General features: G+C 68.8%; 21 protein-coding genes, 5 tRNA genes and 1 pseudogene. 9 read left to right on the top strand and 18 right to left on the bottom strand.

All coding sequences use genetic code 11. The features are described from left to right. Positions 1-132: 132 nt before the first annotated feature. Entirely contained in the window at positions 133-975 is an 843-nt protein-coding gene (gene thiD, locus ACQEVY_RS13320; protein WP_432948073.1) for a bifunctional hydroxymethylpyrimidine kinase/phosphomethylpyrimidine kinase, read from the bottom strand. Further along, entirely contained in the window at positions 972-1,937 is a 966-nt protein-coding gene (locus ACQEVY_RS13325) for a thiamine-phosphate kinase (RefSeq protein ID WP_432948075.1), read from the bottom strand. Before ACQEVY_RS13325 ends, thiD begins: the two co-directional genes overlap by 4 nt. Positions 1,938-2,163: 226 nt before the next feature. Here ACQEVY_RS13325 and ACQEVY_RS13330 point away from each other — a divergent pair, with 226 nt between their 5' ends. Then, positions 2,164-2,397 (top strand): Lrp/AsnC ligand binding domain-containing protein, encoded by a 234-nt coding sequence (locus tag ACQEVY_RS13330; protein ID WP_165258562.1) that lies wholly within the window; start codon positions 2,164-2,166, stop codon positions 2,395-2,397. A gap of 20 nt (positions 2,398-2,417) precedes the next feature. Next, positions 2,418-2,900, top strand: coding sequence for a DUF3515 domain-containing protein (locus tag ACQEVY_RS13335; RefSeq protein WP_432948078.1), 483 nt, complete (start codon positions 2,418-2,420; stop codon positions 2,898-2,900). A 29-nt stretch (positions 2,901-2,929) separates the two neighbouring features. Here ACQEVY_RS13335 and ACQEVY_RS13340 read toward each other — a convergent pair whose 3' ends face one another. Genes ACQEVY_RS13340 through ACQEVY_RS13350 form a run of 3 tightly spaced genes read right to left on the bottom strand, consistent with a single transcriptional unit; the run spans position 2,930 to position 5,949 of the window. Beyond that, positions 2,930-4,087, bottom strand: coding sequence for a D-alanine--D-alanine ligase family protein (locus tag ACQEVY_RS13340; RefSeq protein WP_432948080.1), 1,158 nt, complete (start codon positions 4,085-4,087; stop codon positions 2,930-2,932). A gap of 60 nt (positions 4,088-4,147) precedes the next feature. Further along, the gene (locus tag ACQEVY_RS13345) at positions 4,148-5,167 is read right to left on the bottom strand and encodes an NAD(P)H-dependent glycerol-3-phosphate dehydrogenase (protein ID WP_432948082.1); all 1,020 of its coding nucleotides are present in this window, start codon (positions 5,165-5,167) and stop codon (positions 4,148-4,150) included. Continuing rightward, positions 5,164-5,949, bottom strand: a complete 786-nt coding sequence (locus ACQEVY_RS13350) for a lysophospholipid acyltransferase family protein (RefSeq protein WP_432948084.1) — start codon at positions 5,947-5,949, stop codon at positions 5,164-5,166. The genes ACQEVY_RS13345 and ACQEVY_RS13350 overlap by 4 nt, the downstream gene beginning before the upstream one ends. A 158-nt stretch (positions 5,950-6,107) precedes the next feature. Here ACQEVY_RS13350 and cofC point away from each other — a divergent pair, with 158 nt between their 5' ends. Together cofC and ACQEVY_RS13360 are read left to right on the top strand one after the other, a co-directional pair. Further along, on the top strand, positions 6,108-6,740 hold the full coding sequence (cofC, locus tag ACQEVY_RS13355; RefSeq protein ID WP_432948086.1) for a 2-phospho-L-lactate guanylyltransferase: 633 nt from the start codon (positions 6,108-6,110) through the stop codon (positions 6,738-6,740). Positions 6,741-6,750: 10 nt separating this feature from the next. Beyond that, positions 6,751-6,954, top strand: a complete 204-nt coding sequence (locus ACQEVY_RS13360; RefSeq protein ID WP_432948088.1) for a hypothetical protein — start codon at positions 6,751-6,753, stop codon at positions 6,952-6,954. A 152-nt stretch (positions 6,955-7,106) separates the two neighbouring features. Here the strand turns inward: ACQEVY_RS13360 and ACQEVY_RS13365 are convergent, their stop codons facing one another. From ACQEVY_RS13365 to leuC, 4 genes are all read right to left on the bottom strand, one after another. Beyond that, positions 7,107-7,715, bottom strand: a complete 609-nt coding sequence (locus tag ACQEVY_RS13365) for an HU family DNA-binding protein (RefSeq protein ID WP_432948090.1) — start codon at positions 7,713-7,715, stop codon at positions 7,107-7,109. A 138-nt stretch (positions 7,716-7,853) separates the two neighbouring features. Then, entirely contained in the window at positions 7,854-8,084 is a 231-nt protein-coding gene (locus tag ACQEVY_RS13370) for a hypothetical protein (protein ID WP_328768400.1), read from the bottom strand. A 296-nt stretch (positions 8,085-8,380) separates the two neighbouring features. Further along, complete coding sequence (gene leuD / locus ACQEVY_RS13375) at positions 8,381-8,974, bottom strand: 3-isopropylmalate dehydratase small subunit (RefSeq protein ID WP_328774067.1); 594 nt, start codon at positions 8,972-8,974, stop codon at positions 8,381-8,383. 11 nt (positions 8,975-8,985) lie between these two features. Further along, entirely contained in the window at positions 8,986-10,419 is a 1,434-nt protein-coding gene (gene leuC, locus ACQEVY_RS13380; protein ID WP_432948092.1) for a 3-isopropylmalate dehydratase large subunit, read from the bottom strand. A gap of 188 nt (positions 10,420-10,607) precedes the next feature. Between leuC and ndgR the strand changes: the two genes are divergently transcribed. Beyond that, positions 10,608-11,324, top strand: a complete 717-nt coding sequence (gene ndgR / locus ACQEVY_RS13385; RefSeq protein WP_015036427.1) for an IclR family transcriptional regulator NdgR — start codon at positions 10,608-10,610, stop codon at positions 11,322-11,324. A gap of 165 nt (positions 11,325-11,489) precedes the next feature. On the opposite strand, the gene ACQEVY_RS13390 is transcribed toward ndgR, so the two are convergent. The 9 genes and pseudogenes from ACQEVY_RS13390 to ACQEVY_RS13430 form a co-directional block, all read right to left on the bottom strand. Further along, positions 11,490-11,562 (bottom strand) — tRNA-Glu (locus ACQEVY_RS13390). Between the two features lie 43 nt (positions 11,563-11,605). After that, positions 11,606-11,677, bottom strand: a tRNA-Gln gene (locus tag ACQEVY_RS13395). Between the two features lie 20 nt (positions 11,678-11,697). Continuing rightward, a tRNA-Glu gene (locus ACQEVY_RS13400) sits at positions 11,698-11,770 on the bottom strand. A 62-nt stretch (positions 11,771-11,832) separates the two neighbouring features. Further along, positions 11,833-11,905, bottom strand: a tRNA-Glu gene (locus ACQEVY_RS13405). Between the two features lie 22 nt (positions 11,906-11,927). Continuing rightward, a tRNA-Gln gene (locus ACQEVY_RS13410) sits at positions 11,928-11,999 on the bottom strand. A 90-nt stretch (positions 12,000-12,089) separates the two neighbouring features. Beyond that, positions 12,090-12,856, bottom strand: a pseudogene (locus ACQEVY_RS13415) (HAD family hydrolase). 389 nt (positions 12,857-13,245) lie between these two features. After that, positions 13,246-14,721 (bottom strand): glutamate--tRNA ligase, encoded by a 1,476-nt coding sequence (gltX, locus tag ACQEVY_RS13420; RefSeq protein ID WP_432948095.1) that lies wholly within the window; start codon positions 14,719-14,721, stop codon positions 13,246-13,248. Continuing rightward, positions 14,714-15,502 carry a fumarylacetoacetate hydrolase family protein gene (locus ACQEVY_RS13425; protein WP_432948097.1) on the bottom strand — a complete coding sequence of 263 codons (789 nt, stop codon included), beginning with the start codon at positions 15,500-15,502 and terminating at the stop codon, positions 14,714-14,716. The genes gltX and ACQEVY_RS13425 overlap by 8 nt, the downstream gene beginning before the upstream one ends. Positions 15,503-15,663: 161 nt before the next feature. Beyond that, a complete protein-coding gene (locus ACQEVY_RS13430; RefSeq protein ID WP_432948099.1) occupies positions 15,664-15,858 on the bottom strand; it encodes a hypothetical protein in 195 nt (64 codons plus the stop codon). 593 nt (positions 15,859-16,451) lie between these two features. On the opposite strand from ACQEVY_RS13430, the gene ACQEVY_RS13435 reads away from it, so the two are divergent. The 4 genes from ACQEVY_RS13435 (at position 16,452) to ACQEVY_RS13450 (ending at position 21,783) form a co-directional block, all read left to right on the top strand. Then, positions 16,452-20,306: a nitrate- and nitrite sensing domain-containing protein gene (locus ACQEVY_RS13435; RefSeq protein WP_432948101.1), complete on the top strand. Its 3,855-nt coding sequence runs from the start codon at positions 16,452-16,454 to the stop codon at positions 20,304-20,306. Positions 20,307-20,315: 9 nt separating this feature from the next. After that, positions 20,316-20,729 (top strand): roadblock/LC7 domain-containing protein, encoded by a 414-nt coding sequence (locus ACQEVY_RS13440; protein WP_033321189.1) that lies wholly within the window; start codon positions 20,316-20,318, stop codon positions 20,727-20,729. Between the two features lie 99 nt (positions 20,730-20,828). Then, entirely contained in the window at positions 20,829-21,227 is a 399-nt protein-coding gene (locus ACQEVY_RS13445) for a DUF742 domain-containing protein (RefSeq protein ID WP_165339911.1), read from the top strand. Beyond that, entirely contained in the window at positions 21,208-21,783 is a 576-nt protein-coding gene (locus tag ACQEVY_RS13450; protein WP_033321071.1) for a GTP-binding protein, read from the top strand. Before ACQEVY_RS13445 ends, ACQEVY_RS13450 begins: the two co-directional genes overlap by 20 nt. The last annotated feature ends 271 nt before the right edge of the window (positions 21,784-22,054 follow it).

Consider the following 22,054-nt stretch of genomic DNA (forward strand, 5'->3'; position numbering starts at 1 on the left):
GGTCCACCGGAAGGTGGGCCGGCTTTTTGCTGCGCGCTCCGGGCAGACGCGTAAATGCTTACGCCAAACACGACGGCAGCGCGCCCACGTAAGCGTTGGCGTAAACGCTTGCGCAATCGTTTACGCGAACGTTTACGCCCGCCCCGCTCCCCAACGCCACCCATGGTCCACCGGCCCAATCCCGCCCCCCAGCGCGAACCCCGCCGCGATCGCCTCGGTCACGTACTCCTTGGCCGCCGCCACCGCCTCCGGCACGGACTGCCCCTTCGCCAGCCCCGAGGCGATCGCGGACGCGAGGGTGCACCCGGTGCCGTGGGTGTGCCGGTTCTCGAGACGGGGAGCGCGCAGCCAGTGCTCCTCGGAGCCGTCGGTGAGGAAGTCCACGGCGTCGCCGACGAGATGGCCGCCCTTGATGAGCGCCCACTGTGGCCCGTACGAGAGCAGGGCCGCCGCGGCTCGCCGCATCGCGTCCTCCGACTCGACCCGTACGCCTGTGAGTTGGGCGACCTCGTCGAGATTCGGCGTGGCCACGGTGGCGACGGGCAGCAGCTTCGTACGTACGGAATCCAGGGCGTCCTCGGCCAGCAGGGAGTCGCCGTGCTTGGAGACGCCGACCGGGTCGACGACGGCGGGCGCGTCCGTGCCACCGATCAACTCGGCGACCGTCTCGACGAGTTCGGCCGAGGACAGCATCCCGGTCTTGACCGCCTGCACCCCGATGTCGTCGACCACGCTGCGGTACTGGGCCCGCACCGCCTCCACCGGAAGCTCCCAAGCGCCTTGCACACCAAGGGAGTTCTGGGCGGTGACCGCCGTGAGCACGCTCATGCCGTGCACGCCGAGCGCGAGCATCGTCTTCAAGTCGGCCTGGATTCCGGCCCCTCCACCGGAGTCGGAACCCGCGACCGTCAGCACACGCGGCGGAGCGCCCCCGACGCCTGTGCCCCTGGCACTCCCGCCACCCTCGCCACTCATGACTCGATGTCCCCGAAGTGATCCCAGCCGCCCTTGCTGGTCCACGGCGCCCCGTCGACGGTGACCTGCGGGAGCGCCGAGGGGTTGAGGACCTCGCCGATCACCTTCCAGCGGGCGGGCAGCTTCACGTCCGAGGGGAAGGTGGCGACGATCGCGTGGTCCTCGCCGCCGGTGAGCACCCACTGGAGGGGATCGACGCCGACGGCCTGCCCGATGTCGTTCATCTGCGAGGGGATGTCGACGGCGCCGGAGCGGACGTCGATCCGTACCTTGCTGGCTTCCGCGATATGCCCGAGGTCGGCGATCAGCCCGTCGCTGACGTCCGTCATCGAGGTCGCGCCGAGCCCAGCGGCCGCGGGGCCCGCGTGGTACGGCGGTTCGGGCCGCCGGTGGGCCTCGACGAAGGCACGCGGCGAGCGGAAGCCGCGCGAGAGCACCGCGTGGCCGGCTGCGGACCAGCCCAGCCAGCCCGTCACGGCGACGACATCGCCGGGCTGGGCGCCCCCGCGGGTGACCGGCTCGTGGTTGCGCAGATCGCCGAGCGCGGTGATCGAGACCATGATGGTGTCACCGCGTACGACATCGCCGCCGACCACGGCCGCGCCCGCGACCTGGCACTCGTCGCGCAGGCCGTCCATCAGCTCGGAAGGCCAGGTGGCCGGGAGTTCGGCCGGGACGACCAAGCCGAGCAGCAGCGCGGTGGGTACGGCGCCCATGGCGGCGATGTCAGCGAGGTTCTGCGCCGCCGCCTTGCGCCCGACGTCGTACGCCGTGGACCAGTCGCGGCGGAAGTGCCGCCCCTCCAGGAGGATGTCGGTGCTCGCCACGACCCTGCGGTCGGGGGCGGCCACCACGGCGGCGTCGTCGCCCGGCCCGACGCGTACCGCCGGGGTGGTGGTGAGCCGTGAGGTGAGCTCCCTGATGAGCCCGAACTCCCCCAACTCGCCCACGGTTCCCTTCATTGTCGTACGTCTCCTTCTGTTACTGTCGCTGCCCGATCTGTTACTGCCGCTGCCCGGTCGCGAGCCGTCATCGACCTGGGTACGGTCGAGTCGACCGCCAACTTCTGTCGTCCATACACCTCGGCGTGCAAGATCGGCCCCCGCGGGTCTCCCCGCGGTGAGGGGCGACGCGATACCGTGGCGTTCCTTTTCCCCACATGATCCTCGTGGCCGCCCTGGAGGTTCCGTGGTACAGGCGTACATCCTGATCCAGACGGAGGTCGGCAAAGCGTCGACCGTCGCTGAGACGATCAGCAAGATTTCGGGGGTGATCCAGGCCGAGGACGTGACCGGACCGTACGACGTGATCGTGCGGGCCCAAGCCGACACCGTTGATGATCTCGGCCGCATGGTGGTCGCGAAAGTCCAGCAAGTGGACGGCATCACCCGTACCCTGACCTGCCCGGTGGTGCACCTGTAGCCCCCGTCTACCCTGTGCCGGTGAACTCGTTCCGTTCCCGGCTCTTCGGTCTTCCCGCCCTTGCCCTGCTGATCTCCGCCACAGGCTGCTCCTCCGCAGACGACAGCGCGTCGGCCGCGGTTCCCAGCCCGGACGCGAAGGTCACCAAGCTGTGCCAGAACCTGGACGAACGGCTGCCGCCGAAGGTGGACGGTCTCGACCGGGAGGATCCCGAGCCCCGGTCCACACTGACCGCGGGCTGGGGAGGCCCGGCGATCATACTGCGCTGCGGCGTGGAGCGGCCCGCCGAGATGCTGGACCCGAAGGCGTCCACGACCGAGGTGAACGGCGTGGCCTGGCTCGTAAAGGAAGAGGACGACGGCTCGTACGTCTTCACCACGGGCCTGCGCAAGGCGTACGTGGAGATCGGCTTCAGCAAGGAACAGGCCGCCAAGGGCGCGGGCCCGCTCGTCGACTTCGCGCAGCCCATCAAGAAGGCGATCCCAGAAGGGATCGCCGACTAGATCGCACTCTACGGAGGGGTCGCTAAGGCTCAGCGAAGGCCCGTTGACCGCCGCAACGCAGCCTGGACCAAGAGGTCCACCAACTCCGGATAACTGACCCCGCTCTCCTGCCACATCCGCGGATACATGGAGATCGGCGTGAAGCCCGGCATGGTGTTGATCTCGTTGATCACGAACTCGCCGTCCTCGGTGAGGAAGAAGTCCGCGCGTACGAGACCCTCACACGACGCCGCCTCGAAGGCCGCGACCGCCAGCCGTTGCACCTCGGCGGTCTGCTCGTCGCTGAGCGGCGCGGGCACGATCCCCGGGGCGGAGTCGATGTACTTCGCCTCGAAGTCGTAGAACTCGTGGGACTGCACCGGCGGAATCTCGGCGGGCACCGAGGCCCGCGGCCCGTCCTCGAACTCCAGGACTCCGCACTCGATCTCGCGACCGCGCAGCAGCGCCTCCACGATGATCTTCGGGTCGTGCTGCTGGGCCGTCGCGATCGCCTCCTCGAGGCCGCCCAGATCGTCGACCTTGGTGATGCCGATCGACGACCCCGCGCGCGCGGGCTTCACGAAAAGCGGCCAGCCGTGCTCGCCCGCGAAGTCGACGATCTTCCTGCGGGCCCCCGCTTCGTCGAGCTCCCACTCGCGGGGCCGGATCACCGTGTACGGGCCGACGGGCAGCCCGAAGGAGGTGAACACCCGCTTCATGTACTCCTTGTCCTGGCCGACGGCCGAGGCGAGCACACCCGAGCCGACGTACGGGACACCGGACAGCTCCAGGAGGCCCTGGAGGGTGCCGTCCTCGCCGTACGGGCCGTGCAGCACCGGGAAGACGACGTCGACCTCGCCGAGCGCCTTGGGGACCGAACCGGGTTCGCTGTAGACGACTTCGCGGTTGGAGGGGTCGACGGGGAGGATCACCCCGCCCTCTGCGGACTCGGCGAGCTGCTCCACGCTCGGCTGGCGCCGGTCGACGATGGCCATCCGCTCGGGCTCGTCCGCCGTGAGCGCCCAGCGGCCGTCCTGGGTGATGCCGATCGGCAGGACGTCGTACTTCGTCCTGTCGATGGCGCGCAGGACGGCGCCGGCGGTGACGATGGAGATGCCGTGTTCGGAGCTGCGGCCGCCGAACACGACGGCCACACGCGGCTTACGAGGCGTCTGCCCAGGGTTCTGGGGGAGGTTCTCGGTGCTCATATCGCGTTGAGGGTACCCGTAGGTAGCACGGCAAGTCAGCGCCCGCCGTGCTCCCGAGTGTCAGTGCCGCTCCGGCTTGGCGCTGCGCGCCATCAGCTCCTTGAGGGCGACCACCGGCGGCTTGCCGTCGTGGACGATGCCGACGACCATCTCCGTGATCGGCATGTCGACGCCGTGGCGATGGGCCAGATCCAGCACGGACTCACAGGACTTGACGCCCTCCGCGGTCTGTTTGGTGACCGCGATGGTCTCCTGAAGGGTCATGCCCTTGCCCAGGTTGGTGCCGAAGGTGTGGTTGCGCGAGAGCGGTGAGGAGCAGGTGGCCACGAGGTCGCCCAGACCCGCGAGTCCGGAGAACGTCAGCGGGTCGGCGCCCATGGCGAGGCCTAGGCGGGTCGTCTCCGCCAACCCGCGCGTGATGAGCGATCCCTTGGCGTTGTCGCCGAGCCCCATGCCGTCCGCGATGCCGACGGCGAGACCGATCACGTTCTTGATGGCGCCGCCGAGTTCGCAGCCGACGACATCGGTGTTGGTGTACGGGCGGAAGTACGGCGTGTGGCAGGCGGCCTGGAGGCGCTGGGCCACCGGCTCGTCGCTGCACGCGACCACGGCGGCGGCGGGCATCCGGGCGGCGATCTCCCGGGCGAGGTTGGGGCCCGTGACCACCGCAATGCGGTCCGCGCCGACCTTGGCGACGTCTTCGATGACCTCGCTCATCCGCATCGCGGAGCCGAGTTCGACGCCCTTCATGAGCGAGACGAGGACGGTGCCGGGCGCGAGCAGCCCGGTCCATTCGGCGAGGTTTCCGCGCAGCGTCTGCGAGGGGATCGCGAGCACCGTGAAGTCCGCGTCGCGGGCCGCCTCGGCCGCGTCCGTGGTGGCGCGGAGGTTCTCCGGGAGTTCGATGCCCGGCAGGTAGTCGGGGTTCGTACGTGTGGAGTTGACCGCTTCGGCGAGTTCGGCCCGCCGTCCCCACAGGGTCACCTCGCATCCGGCGTCGGCGAGCACCATGCCGAAAGCCGTGCCCCACGATCCGGTCCCGAAGACGGCCGCCCTGACGGGCTTGCCGGATGTCGTCACTTGCCGTGCCCCTCTTCCTGTTCTGCCTTTTCGTGTGGCCGCGTCTCATGTGCCCGCGCCCTGCGCCGCTGCTCGATGCGGACCTGTATCGGGTCGTACGGCGTCCGGGGTGCCGTCTCGCCGCGGATCACCTCCAGCTGCGCGGTGATCGCCGCCATGATGACCTCGGTGGCCTCCTTCAGGAGCTCCGGGGTCATCTCCTTGTCGTAGAAGCGCGACAGATCGACCGGGGGGCCCGCGAGCACGTGATGGGTCTTGCGGGGAAGGATGTTGAGTTTCTTCGCGTACGGCGGCAGCAGCAGGTTGGCTCCCCACTGGGCGACCGGAATCACCGGGCACTTGGTCTGCAGCGCGACGCGTGCGGCACCGGTCTTGCCGATCATCGGCCACTGGCCGGGATCGCGCGTAATGGTGCCTTCTGGATAGAAGGCGACGCACTCCCCGCGTTCCACGGCGTCGATAGCGGCTCGGAAGGCGCTCAACGCGTCGGTGCTCTCGCGGTACACGGGAATCTGTCCGGTGCCTCGCATCGCGGCTCCGATGAATCCCTTTTTGAAAAGCCCGGCCTTCGCCAGAAAACGCGGAACACGCCCGGTGTTGTACTGATAATGCGCGTACGCGAACGGATCCAGATGAGAATTGTGGTTCACCGCGGTGATAAATCCGCCCTCGGCCGGAATGTTCTCCATTCCACGCCAATCCCGCTTGACCAGAACCACCAGGGGTGGTTTGCAGAGGACCGCTGCGAAGCGGTACCAGAAGCCGATTCTGCGGCGGGTCACGCGGACACCTTCCTCTAGGGCCTGGTGGGGGCCGCACAAGTGTCGCTCCAGGCCGACGGTCTGTCGAGAACACCGTACGCCGGGACCCTCCCCCCGCCAGGGTGTCCGGCTCATCGTCCAGGTCACAATGGGCGCGACAAGAGAGGGACGGATCTCCGGTGCAGTGGACCTTGGTCATACCCCTGAAAGCCCTCACGCGGGCGAAGAGCAGGCTCTCGGACACCGCCGCCGACGGACTGCGGCCGGGGCTCGCCCTCGCCTTCGCGCAGGACACCGTGGCGGCGGCCCTCGCCTGCGCCGCGGTACGCGATGTGGCGGTCGTCACGGACGACGTGCTGGCCGGCCGCGAACTGGCCGCGCTGGGCGCCCGGATCGTCCCGGACGAGCCCGCGGGCGGCTTGAACGCCGCCCTCGCACACGGGGCATCGCTCGTACGCTCCCAAAGCCCCGAAAGCCCCCTGGCGGCCCTGAACGCCGATCTCCCCGCGCTGCGCCCCCTGGAATTGGCCCGCGTCCTCGACGCGGCCGCCGAATTCCCCCGCGCTTTTCTCGCGGACGCCGCCGGAACCGGCACGACCCTGCTGACCGCGTCCGCGGACCGCGAATTGCTCCCGATGTTCGGCCCGGATTCCCGCACCCGGCACCGGGCCTCGGGTGCCGTGGAACTCCCCCTGGACGCAGTGGATTCCGTACGCCAGGACGTGGACACCGGCGACGATCTGCGAGCGGCTCTGGCCCTGGGCGTGGGCCCGCGCACGGCGGCGGCGGTCGCGGCGCTGAACGTCGCCTAGGGTGGGCCTCATGCAGGCGACCGCGTACACGTACGACCCCGAGACCCGTAGCGGTCAGGTGCTGCTCGACGACGGCACCCCGGTGCCCTTCGACGGCCCGGCGTTCGAGGCGGGCGGGCTCAGGCTGCTCAGGCCGGGGCAGCGAGTACGGATCGAGACGGAGGGCGAGGGGAACGCACTCCGGATCACTCTGGTCACGCTGCAGACCCTCTGAAGCCCCTTGAACAGCCCCTGAAGACCCCCCTCAGGGCAGCCTGAAGACCGTCAAGGCCGCACCCAAGATCCCCAGGATCTGTGAATACGCCGCGGGCCGGGCTCTCTTCCGTGCGGAGCCCGGCCCGGCGCGTGAGTGTCCCAGCGCCCTGTCTACCGGCGGGCGGTGGTCTTCTTGGCGGTGGTCGTGCGCGCCGTCGACTTCTTGGCGGGCGCCTTCTTGGCGGCCCCCTTCTTGGCAGCGGTCTTCTTGGCAGCCGCGGTCTTGCCGGTCGCCGCCTTCTTGGTGGTGGTCTTCTTGGCCGCGGCCTTGGCGGGCGCCGCCTTCTTGGCGGTCGTCTTCCTGGCCGTGGTCTTCTTGGCGGGCGTGGCCGCCTTCTTGGCGGCGGTCCTCTTGGCCGCCGCCTTCTTGACCGTGGCGGCAGCGCCTCCGGACAGGCTGCCCTTGGGCGCCTTCTTGACCGCCACATCGTGCTTCGGGAGCTTCTTCGAACCGCTCACCAGGTCCTTGAAACCCTGGCCCGCGCGGAAGCGCGGCACGGAGGTCTTCTTGACCCGAACACGCTCCCCGGTCTGGGGGTTACGTGCATAGCGGGCCGGACGATCGACCTTCTCGAAGGAACCGAAGCCCGTGACCGAGACCCGTTCCCCTGCGACAACCGCACGGACCACGGCGTCCAGTACGGCGTCGACCGCGTCGGCGGCCTGCTGACGCCCGCCGACCTTGTCCGCAATCGCTTCTACGAGCTGCGCCTTGTTCACGTCTTCCCCTTCGGAGACATTGCCAGAACGAAAGTGTTCAAGCTTTTTCGCACGTTAGGCAGATATATACCGCAAATCAAACACGAAACGGGCTAATCACCCTAGTGCCGCAACGAACCAGGACTGTCGCGGAGTTCCTCAGAGACCTTCTTCGGGGAATCGCCCCTCATCGAGGTCCGCGGTGAACCGCTCCAGACGCCTCGTCGCTTCGGCGAGATCGTGCTTGGCCACGGCCGTAATGACCAGCAGCTTCCGGGTCAGCGCCATCCGTACGCCCTCCGGGACTTGCAGTGCGCGCACCCTTGCGTGCGCTTCCTTGAGTTGGGACGCGACCGCCGTATAGAGCTCGAGTTGGCCGTCGTGTTCCATGCACAGATTGTGCCATCTGGGGCGAGTTGTCGCCTGCGCAGGGTCAACTGCCGCCTGCCAGACGCTTCCCGCACACCTCAGCACAAGGCCGTGCGAAGGCTCGGTTACCCCAACAAGCCCCTTTGAAACAAGGGGAGTTGAAGCCATTCAGATCCGGCCGCTGACCTCGTCCTCCGGCACACACGGCAGTACCCCCAACCGTCCACGATTGGGGGTACTGAAGCCTGTTGAGCTGGCTGGAATCAGCCTTGCGGGCTCGGGTCCGTACGCTCTCCGCGCAGACTCCGTGCGTCCGCTCAGACTCGTTGCGTCCGCGGCTTGTAGGCGGGGCGCTTGGACTCGTACGTGGCGATGTCCGCCTCGTTCTGGAGCGTGATGCTGATGTCGTCGAGCCCGTTCAGCAGCCGCCAGCGGGCGTTCTCGTCGAGTTCGAAGGAGGCGGTGATGCCCTCCGCGCGAACCTCACGCGCCTCAAGGTCAACAGTGACCTCGGCCTCGGGGTCCTTCTCGGTGAGTTCCCACAGCGCGTCCACGATCTTCTGCTCCAGAACGACCGTGAGCAGACCGTTCTTGAGCGAGTTGCCGCGGAAGATATCCGCGAAGCGCGAGGAGATGACGGCCTTGAAGCCGTAGTTCTGCAGCGCCCACACGGCGTGCTCACGCGAGGAGCCCGTACCGAAGTCGGGACCCGCGACGAGGACCGTGGCGCCCTTGCGCTCGGGCTGGTTGAGGACGAAGGACGGGTCCTTGCGCCAGGCCTCGAACAGTCCGTCCTCGAAGCCGTCCCTGGTGACCTTCTTGAGCCAGTGGGCGGGGATGATCTGGTCGGTGTCGACGTTGCTGCGGCGCAGTGGGACGGCCCGTCCGGTGTGCGTGGTGAATGCTTCCATGGCCATGGTTCTCAGACTCCAGCGGGCGTACGGACGGCAGACTGATCGTTCAGATCGGCGGGGGACGCCAGGTGACCGAGCACGGCGGTGGCCGCGGCGACCTGCGGCGAGACCAGGTGCGTACGGCCGCCCTTGCCCTGCCTGCCTTCGAAGTTGCGGTTGGAGGTGGACGCGGAGCGCTCACCGGGGGCCAGCTGGTCGGGGTTCATGCCCAGACACATCGAGCAGCCCGCGTGCCGCCATTCGGCGCCGGCCTCCTTGAAGACGAGGTCCAGTCCCTCCTCGACGGCCTGCAGCCCCACGCGCGCGGAGCCCGGAACGACCAGCATCCGTACGCCGTCGGCGACTTTGCGGCCCTCGACGATCGCGGCGGCCGCACGCAGGTCCTCGATACGGCCGTTGGTGCAGGAGCCTACGAAGACGGTGTCGACGTTGATGTCGCGCAGCGGCTGTCCGGCGGTCAACCCCATGTATTCCAGGGCCTTTTCGGCGGCATGCCGCTCCGAAGCGTCCTCGTACGAAGCAGGATCGGGGACGGATGCCGAAAGCGGCGCTCCCTGGCCCGGGTTGGTGCCCCAGGTGACGAACGGCGCGAGAGAGGCGGCGTCGATGACGACCTCGGCGTCGAACTCCGCGTCCTCGTCCGACTTGAGAGTCTTCCAGTACGCGACGGCGGCGTCCCAGTCCTCGCCCTCTGGGGCGTGGGCGCGGCCCTTGATGTACTCGAAGGTGGTCTCGTCGGGGGCGATCATGCCCGCGCGAGCGCCGGCCTCGATCGACATGTTGCAGATGGTCATCCGGGCCTCCATCGAGAGCTTCTCGATGGCGGAGCCGCGGTACTCCAGGATGTAGCCCTGGCCGCCGCCCGTACCGATCTTGGCGATGATCGCCAGGATCAGGTCCTTGGCCGTGACGTCCTCGGGCAGTTCACCGTCGACCGTGATGGCCATGGTCTTCGGGCGAGCCAGCGGCAGCGTCTGGGTGGCCAGCACATGCTCGACCTGCGAGGTGCCGATGCCGAACGCCAGCGCACCGAAGGCTCCGTGCGTGGAGGTGTGCGAGTCGCCGCAGACCACGGTCATGCCGGGCTGGGTGAGGCCCAGCTGGGGTCCCACGACGTGGACGACGCCCTGCTCGACGTCGCCGAGCGGGTGCAGACGTACGCCGAAATCGGCGCAGTTCTTGCGCAGTGTCTCCAGCTGGACACGCGAGACCGGGTCCGCGATGGGCTTGTCGATGTCGAGGGTCGGGGTGTTGTGATCCTCGGTCGCGATGGTGAGGTCGAGACGGCGAACCGTACGGCCGCTCTTGCGGAGGCCGTCGAAGGCCTGCGGGCTGGTCACCTCGTGCAGCAGGTGCAGATCGATGAAGAGAAGGTCGGGCTCGCCCTCCGCGCGCCGGACGACATGGTCGTCCCAGACCTTCTCCGCGAGTGTCCTACCCATCGCTTTCCCTCCGGCCGGCCTGAATGGCGCCGACCCAACTAGAGACTTCGGGATGGCCGCGTCCGTCACCCCCGCACCGGACGTCTGCCGCCGGGCCCGATGGTCTACGGGCCGTTGTACGTACAGGGTGGCGCGTTCCACGGAAAATTGAACTTGCGTTTCACAGAGTGAGACGCGAGTATCGTTTCATGGACAACAGTAGCGGCGTCGGCGTTCTGGACAAGGCAGCCCTTGTCCTGAGCGCCCTGGAGTCCGGTCCGGCCACCCTCGCGGGCCTGGTCGCGGCGACCGGACTGGCACGACCCACGGCACATCGTCTCGCTGTGGCACTTGAGCACCACCGCATGGTGGCGCGGGACATGCAGGGCCGTTTCATTCTCGGTCCGCGGCTGGCCGAGCTGGCCGCCGCGGCGGGCGAGGACCGCCTGCTGGCGACGGCGGGTCCGGTCCTCACGCACCTCCGTGACGTCACGGGCGAGAGCGCCCAGCTCTATCGCCGCCAGGGCGACATGCGTATCTGCGTCGCCGCGGCGGAGCGCCTGTCGGGCCTCAGGGACACGGTCCCGGTCGGCTCGACGCTCACCATGAAGGCGGGCTCCTCGGCTCAGATCCTGATGGCCTGGGAGGAGCCGGAGCGCCTGCACCGCGGTCTGCAGGGCGCCCGCTTCACGGCGACGGCCTTGTCGGGCGTACGGCGCCGGGGCTGGGCCCAGTCGATCGGCGAGCGCGAGCCGGGCGTGGCGTCCGTCTCGGCGCCGGTGCGCGGGCCCTCGAACCGAGTCGTGGCCGCCGTCTCGGTCTCCGGGCCGATCGAGCGCCTGACCCGGCACCCGGGCCGGATGCACGCCCAGGCCGTCATCGACGCGGCGGCCCGCCTCTCGGAGGCGCTGCGCCGCACGGGCTGATACGCCGAGTCGATTCGACCGGTCGCTTCAACGCCGCAGCGACCGGCTGGAGTTGAGGTTGTCCTGCCGTTCAACTCGGCTCAGTTCAACTCGGCCGCGGGATCAATGCCTCGCAGCACCAACGCGAAGAAGCCCTCCCCTGCTGGGGAGGGCTTCTTCGTGACGTACCCCCGACCGGATTCGAACCGGCGCTACCGCCTTGAGAGGGCGGCGTGCTAGGCCGCTACACAACGGGGGCGAGGATCTTGCAAGCGTTTAATGTGCACCGCCGCAGATCCGAGCTGGTCTACCAGGACTCGAACCTAGACTAACTGAACCAGAATCAGTCGTGCTGCCAATTACACCATAGACCAATGTGGTTTAGACCAGTTCGTACCCCCGACCGGATTCGAACCGGCGCTACCGCCTTGAGAGGGCGGCGTGCTAGGCCGCTACACAACGGGGGCCCTAGCGATCCTGCATGAGATCCAGCGGGTGCGACCCGGACTGGCTCCCTGGGAAGGATCTGTACCCCCGACCGGATTCGAACCGGCGCTACTGCCTTGAGAGGGCAGCGTGCTAGGCCGCTACACAACGGGGGCTTTTGCAGATGAGCTCTGCGAGCTGGCCTACCAGGACTCGAACCTAGACTAACTGAACCAGAATCAGTCGTGCTGCCAATTACACCATAGGCCACTGAAACGCAACCCCCGGCGGGGATTTTGTCTTAGCTTGCGCTTCCCGGTTCCGGCCTGTCGGCCCGCTCGCGGTGGCGCAGGAAGAACATTACCCGAAGGTGGACGGCGCTCCAAAACGGGTATCGGCCGCAAGGAGTGCGGGGAGTTCGGCCAGAGAAGTGATGCGGCGCAGGCCGGCGGGGTGATCCGGAGCGGTCTCGGCGCCGGTGTCAGGGGCCTGGCCGGTGAGCGTGCTCACGCCCGTGCGGTCGATCCAGACCGAGAAGAGGCCCGCGCGGCCGCGCCCTGGCCGTCGATCTCCGGGTGATCGCCGACGTATGCGACCTGGTGCGGGGGCAGCGACAGTGCCTCGCAGGCGGTGTGGAAGGCGCGGGCTTCCGGTTTGGAGACGCCCAGCTCGGCTGCGCACAGCACCGTCTCGAAGCGGTCGTATACACCAAGGACGCGGAGTTTGCGGTCCTGGACGTGGAGGCTGGAGTTGGACAGGACGGCGTGTCGGTGGGTGGCGGCGAGCGTGTCGAGGGCGGGCAGCACGTCCGGGAAGAGCTCCCAGGCGGCTTCGTAGTGGGTGATGTACCGCTGGAACCAGGCGTCGGCCTCGGCGTCGGTCATTTCCTCGCCCAGGAAGACCCGCACTCGGTCGCGCCGCTGGTCCTCGAAGGAGGCCTCGCCTGCCGCGAACCTGGCCCACTGCTGGTCGGTGATCTTCCGCCACCGGTCGAGGGCCTGCTCCACGGAGGTGTACCCCTCGAGGCGGTCCTCGGCCGCGAGGTGTCCGCGCATTCCGGCGCGGTCGGCCGTGGAGTAGTCGAAGATCGTGTCGTCCACATCCCAGACCACGGCTCTGATCGTCATGGTGTGACCTTCCCCAGCCCCGCCCCTTCCCGAAACTGAGGGCTCCGCCCCCGGACCCCATGGGGACAGCTGACGCACGTTTCCAGCGGTTGCTGGACACGCTGGAGCGGCCCCGGCCCCTCTCGGGAGAGCTGACGCGGGTGCGGCTGCCGCCGACAGACAACACAGCGGGGCGGCACCTGGCGCAGGTCCCGCTGCGTCACGTCACAACGGCGGCAGCACCCGCGCACGTGCCGCTACAGCACGTACGAACGGCGGGCGGCACCAGGCTCACGTACCGCTGCACCACGAACGAACAGCGAGGCGGCACCCAGCGCAGTCCCCGCTGCACCACGTAGGTACGGCGGGGCGGCACCCGTTTCAGGTGCCGCCCCGCCGTAAGTGGTGCCCTACGCGGTCAGCTTGGCCAGGGCCGCGTCGATGCGGGTCAGTGTCTTCTCCTTGCCCAGGACTTCCAGGGACTCGAAGAGGGGGAGGCCTACCGTGCGGCCGGTTACGGCTACGCGGACGGGGGCCTGGGCCTTGCCCAGTTTGAGGCCGTGTTCCTCGCCGGCCGCCAGGACTGCGGCCTTGAGGGACTCCGGACTCGTCCAGTCCGCGGATTCCAGCTTTGCTCGGGCCGTGCTCAGGAGTGCGTCCGAGCCCTCCTTCATCGCCTTCGTCCAGGACGCCTCGTCCTCGACGGGCTCGTTCAGGAACAGGAAGTCGACGTTCTGGGTGATGTCGGACAGGACCGTCAGGCGGGTCTGGGCGTGCGGGGCGATCGCCTCCCACTTGGCCTGGTCGAAGTCCTCCGGCGCCCAGGGCGCGTGCGGGGCCTTCAGCCACGGGCCGCAGGCCTCGACGAAGGCCTTCAGGTCGAGCCGTCGGATGTGATCGGCGTTGATGGCCTCGCACTTCTTCAGGTCGAAGCGGGCCGGGTTCGGGACGACGTCCTTGATGTCGAAGGCCGCGACCATCTCGTCGATCGAGAAGACGTCCTGGTCGGCGGAGAGCGACCAGCCCAGCAGGGAGAGGTAGTTGAGCAGGCCCTCCGGGAGGAAACCGCGCTCCCTGTAGAGGTTCAGCGAGGACTGCGGGTCGCGCTTGGACAGCTTCTTGTTGCCCTCGCCCATCACGTATGGCAGGTGCCCGAAGGCCGGTACGGACTTGGCGATGCCCAGTTCGATCAGTGCCTTGTAGAGGGCGATCTGGCGGGGCGTGGAGGACAGCAGGTCCTCGCCGCGCAGGATGTGGGTGATCTCCATGAGGGCGTCGTCGACGGGGTTCACGAGCGTGTAGAGGGGCGCCCCGTTGGCTCGTACGATCCCGTAGTCAGGAACGTTCTCCGGGGTGAACGTCAGCTCGCCGCGGACCAGGTCCGTGAAGGTGATCGGCTCGTCCGGCATGCGGAAGCGGACGATGGGCTCGCGGTCCTCGGTCTTGTACGTGGCGAGCTGCTCGTCGGTGAGCGCGCGGCAGTGGCCGTCGTAGCCGGAGGGCTTGCCTGCCGCGCGGGCGGCCTCGCGGCGGGCGTCCAGTTCGGCTGTCGAGCAGTAGCAGTAGTACGCGTGGCCGGCGTCCAGGAGCTTGCGGGCGACGTCCTTGTAGATGTCCATGCGCTGCGACTGGCGGTACGGCGCGTGCGGGCCGCCGATCTCGGGGCCTTCGTCCCAGTCGAAGCCGAGCCAGCGCATGGAGTCCAGCAGCTGCTCGTACGACTCCTCGGAGTCGCGGGCCGCGTCGGTGTCCTCGATGCGGAAGACCAGGGTGCCGCCGTGATGGCGGGCGAACGCCCAGTTGAACAGGGCGGTGCGGACCAGGCCCACATGGGGGTTGCCGGTCGGCGAGGGACAGAAACGTACGCGGACGTTCGCGTTAGCCACGCTTGATCACCTTGTTGGTGAGAGTGCCGATGCCTTCGATGGTGACGGCGACCTCGTCGCCGACGTTGAGGGGCCCGACCCCTGCGGGGGTGCCCGTGAGGATCACGTCGCCGGGGAGCAGCGTCATGGCCTCCGTGATGTTCACGATCAGATCCTCGATGGGGTGGATCATCTCGCTGGTACGGCCCAGTTGGCGCTGCTGGCCGTTGACCGTGCACTGGATCGTCAGGTCGGAGGGGTCGAGATCCGTCTCGACCCAGGGGCCGAGCGGGCAGGAGGAGTCGAAGCCCTTGGCTCTCGCCCACTGCTTCTCGCGCTTCTGGACGTCGCGTGCGGTGACGTCGTTGGCGCAGGTGTAGCCGAGGATGACGTCCTTGACGCGCTCGCGCGGGACCTCGCGGCACATCCGGCCTATGACCACGGCCAGCTCGGCCTCGTGGTGCAGCTCCTGGGAGAAGGAGGGGTACGCGATCTCGTCGCCGGGGCCGATCACCGAGGTGGACGGCTTGAAGAAGGCGAACGGGGCGTCGGGCACCTCGTTGCCGAGCTCCTTCGCGTGCTCCGCGTAGTTGCGGCCGAAGGCCACGACCTTGTTCGGGAGCACCGGTGGGAGCAGCCTGACCTTGCTCAGCGGCAGCTTCGTACCGGAGAGTTCGAAGTCCGTGAAGGGGATGCCCTTGATGATGTCGAGGACGAGCCCGTCGGTCGATCCAGGAGGGCTGTCGCCCTCGACCGCGCCGAACGCGACGTTGCCGTCGATGGAGAACCTGGCGATGCGCACGGAAACCTGCGCCCCTCTACTGAGCCGGCCGGAGTATGACGCTCCAGGCTAACGCGGGGAAGGGGTGCGACCTCACGCGATTACGCGTGGGCCGTGGGCTCGTCCTCGACACTGAGTTCTGGACTCGGAGTCCTGGTTCTGGACTGAGTCCTGCCGCCGTCCTACTGCTCGGCGCCCGCGCCCACCGGGATGTCCACCAGGACGGTGCGGCGGGGGTTGGCGGTCTGGGCGGGGAGCTCGACGGCGTGCTCCTGCTGTTCCCGCCGCACCGGGATCTGCAGCTCGTCGGCGTCTTCGAGATGCGCCAGCGTGGTGCGTCGCGGATTGGCTATGTTCTGGAACATCAGCGTCTTCATGTGCGGTGTTTGACCCCGTCGTACGGGCGCCTGCGCGGCCAACGGCCGTCGTACAAGCGCGTGTTGTCGGATTTGCTGTACCTGTAAAGCCTCAGGCTAAACGTCCGGTTCCCCGGGAAAGTTGTGAAGGCCCCATGATCGCCGTGTGAGTTTCCTCACGAACCGCTCACCGAAACGGTCAATTCACGCCGAACTTTCACACTGACAAAGCGGGCATTTACCCCCTGAAGCCATCATTCCGCTGCTGATCATGGCGACTGGGACACGCCTCGCGCACGAGCGGAACGCCGGATTGTACCCGTTATGCGGGGGATCACTATCTACGACTCGTAACTCGGCCCTCACAAGGGGTCACGTTGGTCACAGCATGACCCTTGGCCCTTGTTGGAGATCCGGCACTGTGCTGGAATTCCACGAACCGCCGCGGGATCGAACCGGCGCACAGGGGGCGCAACGTAGCGCCGCATGGCGGCGGGATAGGGAGAGCAGCGCCGGTCACCAAAGACCGACAAAAGGCGCATTGCGCCGGTACGACGCCGACACCGTCCCAACCGTTCTGCGGAGGGACGCCTGGTCCAGAGGTTGCGACGCTAGTGCAGGGACGTTTCAAGAGGGATGGCAGCGCTTCGGCGGAGCCGGAGCCGCACGGCGGGACCGACCGCGGTTCGTCGCCCCAACGCGCCCAGAACCAAGGACCGGCACCGGCCGGCGACAGCGGTGATCGCGGCTCGCGCCCAGGCCCGGGAGGCCCGTCGGGCGGACCCGCCGCCCCGGCGCCCGCCGCTTCTGCGGCGAAGCCGAAGAGTCCAAGTGGCCCCGGCGCCCGAATAGCGCTGCGCAACTGGCGCATCTCCACGCGCCTGGTGTCGCTGCTCGCGCTCCCCGTGGTCGCCGCGACCTCGCTCGGTGCGCTGCGTATCAGCGACTCCATGGACGACATCCAGCAGCTCGACAACATGAGGCTGCTGACCGACATGACCAAGCAGGCGACCGAGCTGGCCGCCGCGCTCCAGGAGGAGCGCGACAAGTCGGCCGGACCGCTCTCGCACGGCGCCAAGCCGGACGAGCCCACGGTCAAGGGTCTCCGCGACAAGACGGACCGCGCGCTTGCCACCTTCAAGGAGGGCACGCGCGAGATCGACGACGTGGGCAACGAGGAGACCATCGGCGGTGTCCGCGACAATGTCGTCTCCATCACCACCGAACTGGGCAAGCTCAAGACCCTCCGCAGCGAGGCCTACGCGGACACCGAGAACTCCGCGCAGACGGTCGAGGCGTATCACCGGCTCATCGACCGGCTGCTGGGTCTTTCCCAGGACATGGCCCAGGCGACCAGCAACCCGGAAATGATCCAGCGCACGCGCGCCCTGACGGCCTTCTCCTCCGCCAAGGAGTACGCGTCCATCCAGCGCGCCGTGATCGCCGCGGCCCTGCCCGCGACCGACAAGACGTTCGGCGATCTCTCGGAGAACGACCGGCAGTACGCGGCCTCCGCGCTGGACAACCAGAGGTCCGAACTCTCCGGCTTCGCCAGCATCTACGAGGGCAACGCGGCGGCCCTGATGAGGCCGATCGAAGAGGGCAGCCCGACCATCGAGGAAGCCGACATCTACGCGCAGCGCGTGCTCGGCCGGGAGGACGGCCTGGAGCAGCGCCAGAAGCGCTCGTACCTGGACTGGATCGACGCCGACTCGGCCAAGATCCAGGAAATGTCCAAGATCGAGCTGACGCTGCTCAACCAGATGGAGCAGAAGGCCCGTGAGCTGCGTAACGAGTCCGAGCAGGAAGCGATCATCTCCGGTGCGCTGATCCTGCTCGTGCTCGGTGTCTCGCTCGTCGGCGCCTTCGTCGTGGCCCGGTCCATGATCCGCTCGCTGCGCCGGCTCCAGGACACCGCGACCAAGGTCGCCCAGGACCGGCTGCCCGAGCTGGTCAAGCAGCTGTCCGAGTCCGACCCGCAGGACGTCGACACCTCCGTGCAGTCGGTCGGTGTGCACTCCAAGGACGAGATCGGCCAGGTGGCCGCGGCCTTCGACGACGTGCACCGCGAGGCCGTACGACTGGCCGCCGAGCAGGCCCTGCTGCGGGGCAACGTCAACGCGATGTTCACCAACCTCTCGCGGCGCTCCCAGGGCCTCATCCAGCGTCAGCTGTCGCTGATCTCCGAGCTGGAGTCCCGCGAGGCCGACCCGGACCAGCTGTCCTCGCTGTTCAAGCTCGACCACCTCGCGACCCGCATGCGCCGTAACGGTGAGAACCTCCTCGTTCTCGCCGGTGAAGAGCCCGGCCGCCGCTGGACCCGCCCGGTCCCGCTGGTCGACGTGCTCCGTGCCGCCGCCTCCGAGGTGGAGCAGTACGAGCGGATCGAGCTGTCCTCGGTCCCGGCGACCGAGGTCGCGGGCCGGGTCGTCAACGACCTCGTGCACCTGCTCGCCGAGCTGCTCGAGAACGCCACCTCGTTCTCCTCGCCGCAGACCAAGGTCAAGGTCACCGGTCACGCGCTGCCCGACGGCCGCGTACTGATCGAGATCCACGACACCGGTATCGGCCTCTCCCCCGAGGACCTCGCGGCGATCAACGAGCGACTCGCCTCGCCGCCCACCGTGGACGTCTCGGTCTCCCGCCGCATGGGTCTGTTCGTGGTCGGCCGGCTTTCGCAGCGGCACGGCATCCGCATTCAGCTGCGGCCGTCCGACTCCGGTGGTACGACCGCGCTGGTCATGCTCCCCGTCGATGTCGCCCAGGGCGGCAAGAAGGCGCCGGGCAAGCCGGGCCAGGGCGTGGGTTCCGGCGGTCCGGCCGCCGCGCAGGCCGCGGCCGGTGTCGCGGCGGCCCGCCGCGGCGGGGCCGGCAGCGGTCCCGCGCTCGGCGCGGGTGCCGGTGCTGGTGCGCCGGGTGGCCCCGGTCGCCTGAACTCCGGGCCGCAGCGCGGGCAGGTCGGTGCGGGCTCGGGTCCGCGTCCGGCGCTGACCGGCAGCGACTCGGGCGGTCGTCCGGGTGGACCGGGCGGGCCGGGCGGCTCGCGTGGACCGCAGCCGCCCATGCCGCCCGCGCCCCCGCAGGGCAGGCCGGCTCCGGCCGGTGCCGCGCCGGGTGCGCCGCAGGGTCTTCAGGCCGCCGGTACGGGTACTCCGCAGGGCTTCGACGGTTTCGGCGACAGTGGCCGCCAGGAGGCGTTCGGCGCCCGTGGTCCCGTACCGCCGCAGCGGCGCCCCGAGAGCAACCACCCCGAGCAGGGCCGTCGTCCCGACGGGCAGCCGCAGCTGCCGCCGCCCGGTGGCCCGCGTGCCGAGCTGCCCGGGGGCAACCCCAAGCCGAAGGTGAGCAGTTGGAGCGACGAGCCGGGCCGGCGCGACCCGATGGACGCCCCGCGCGGCCACGAGGAGCCGGACGCGACCTCGCGCATACCGCGTGTGGACAACCGTCAGGGTCCGGGCTCGACCGAGGAGATCCCGCGGATCGACGACCGTCAGGGTCCGAGCTCCACGGGTGAGTACCCGCGGCCGGACTTCGACGCACCGCGTCCCGGTTCCGGCCCTGGTGCGGGTCCCGCCGACTTCGACATGCCGCGTCCCGGCCAGGGCACCGGGCAGTTCGTACGCCCGGATGTGTTCGGTCCGCCGAATCCTTCCGCCAGGCAGAACCCGTCCTCGACCGGCCAGTTCGCCCCTCCGGGCCGCGACGGCCGCCAGGACCAGCCCGCGAACGGGCGGACCCCGGCGTCCGGCTACAACGGTTCCGCTCCGGAGCGAGAGGGCCAGGGCGGTGGCGACACCGGACAGTTCGAGCGCCCCGGAGCCAACGGGACGAACGGTGCCAACGGCAATCGGCGCCCCCAGCGCCCGCAGCCGCGTCGGCGCCCATCGCTCCCGCCGCAGCCGTCGCAGCCCCCGCGCGTGCCGGAGCCGGAGGGTCTGCCCCCGGCGACGGGTCCCGGCGACGGACGTACGCCGCTGTACGACACCTTGGAGACCAACTGGTTCCACCAGGGCCAGAGTCAGGGGCAGGACCAGGACCAGGCCCGGAGCAACGGCTCCCGGACCGAGTCGGCGACCTCCGCGTCTTCGGCGTCCGCCATGGACACCCCGCCGCCGCCCAGCCGGGCCCCCGAGGCCCCGCAGCGCCGGGCGCCGGAGCCGGCTCCCGCCGTCACGTCGTCCTGGCGTGCCTCTCCCAATGATGAACTCGGCCGCCAGGCCGAGAAGGTGCGCCAGCCCACCGCGGGTGGCGTCACCGTCTCGGGTCTGCCGCGCCGGGTGCCCCGCGCGAACCTCGTCGCGGGGACGGCTCAGCAGCAACAGCACCAAAGCGGTCCGCAGGTCTCGCGTGCGCCCGATGACGTACGCGGCCGGCTGACCAATCTCCGTCGGGGCATCCAACAGGGTCGCCAGGCCGGTTCGGGCCAGACCGGCAGCTTCCCAAGCCCCACTCACCAGCAGGAGCGTTAGTTGAGCCAGATGAGCCAGGCAGCACAGAATCTCAACTGGTTGATCACCAACTTCGTTGACAACACCCCCGGGGTGTCCCACACCGTCGTCGTCTCCGCCGACGGACTCCTTCTGGCGTTGTCGGAGGGCTTCCCGCGCGACCGCGCGGACCAGCTCGCGGCCGTCGCCTCCGGACTGACCTCGCTCACCGCCGGTGCCTCCCGGATCTTCGAGGGCGGCACGGTGGCGCAGACCGTGGTCGAGATGGAGCGCGGCTTCCTGTTCCTGATGTCCATTTCCGACGGCTCGTCGCTCGCGGTCCTGTCCCACCCGGACTGCGACATCGGTCTCGTCGGATACGAGATGGCCCTGCTCGTCGACCGAGCGGGCGCCGTTCTGACGCCCGATCTGCGGGCCGAACTGCAAGGCAGCCTGTTGCACTAGAACTCCCCACAAGGCAAGACCCACCGTCAGGCCGCCCGTTCCCCCACCGGCCCTCTTCGACGGCACGACTGACCACTTGCTGTCCCGCCCGGAGGATTCATGACCCCGCCCACCGCCTCTCACGATCCGTACGCAGAGCCGTACGGGGACGAGGGCGACCAGCCGCTGGTACGTCCGTACGCGATGACCGGCGGCCGGACCCGGCCGCGCTACCAGCTCGCCATAGAGGCACTGATCAGCACGACGGCCGACCCGGCGCAGCTGATGGGGCTGCTCCCCGAGCATCAGCGGATCTGCCACCTCTGCCGTGAGGTGAAGTCTGTCGCCGAAGTGTCGGCACTCCTGTCCATGCCCCTGGGCGTGGCACGGATTCTCGTCGCGGACCTCGCTGAGGCCGGACTCGTCGCCATCCATCAGCCCGGTGGCGACGAGAACGCCGGCGGCCAGCCGGACGTGACACTGCTCGAAAGGGTGCTCAGTGGACTTCGCAAGCTCTGACGGAGGCCGGGCGACCACCTCCGCGAAGATCGTGGTGGCGGGTGGCTTCGGCGTGGGCAAGACCACGTTCGTCGGAGCCGTCTCCGAGATCAACCCGCTGCGCACCGAGGCCGTCATGACGTCCGCGTCCGCGGGCATCGACGACCTCACCCACACCGGAGACAAGACCACCACGACGGTGGCCATGGACTTCGGCCGTATCACCCTGGACCAGGACCTGATCCTGTACCTCTTCGGTACGCCCGGCCAGGACCGCTTCTGGTTCATGTGGGACGACCTGGTACGCGGCGCCATCGGCGCCGTCGTCCTGGTCGACACCCGGCGTCTCGCCGACTGCTTCCCGGCGGTCGACTACTTCGAGAACAGCGGACTGCCCTTCGTGATCGCCCTCAACGGCTTCGACGGGCACCAGCCGTACACCCCCGACGAAGTGAGGGAGGCGTTGCAAATCGGCCCCGACTCCCCCATCATCACGACGGACGCCCGGCACCGGGCCGATGCCAAGAGTGCGCTGATCACGCTGGTCGAGCACGCGCTGATGGCGCGTCTTCGGTAGCACCGAAATCAGCCATGCCATACGACACTTGTCGTAGAAGCCTCGGAGCCGGCTGTGTCCTTTGACACGGCCGGCCAGGCTGTTCATAACGTTTCGACAGAGAAATTGAGTGGCATCGACACGCGTCGCGGTCGCATGGTGCCGCTGTGCTCACATCGGCCCCGTCTTTTGGCGGGGCTCGCTCTTTATGACCGTTTTATCTGGGGTTTACGAAGCCCGGAATCCGCGGTTCCGAGTGTTTGGACGAGCACAGCCTGACGTGCTGGAATGC

The organism is Streptomyces sp. CA-288835 (genome assembly GCF_050936385.1).
Taxonomy (GTDB): Bacteria; Actinomycetota; Actinomycetes; order Streptomycetales; family Streptomycetaceae; genus Streptomyces.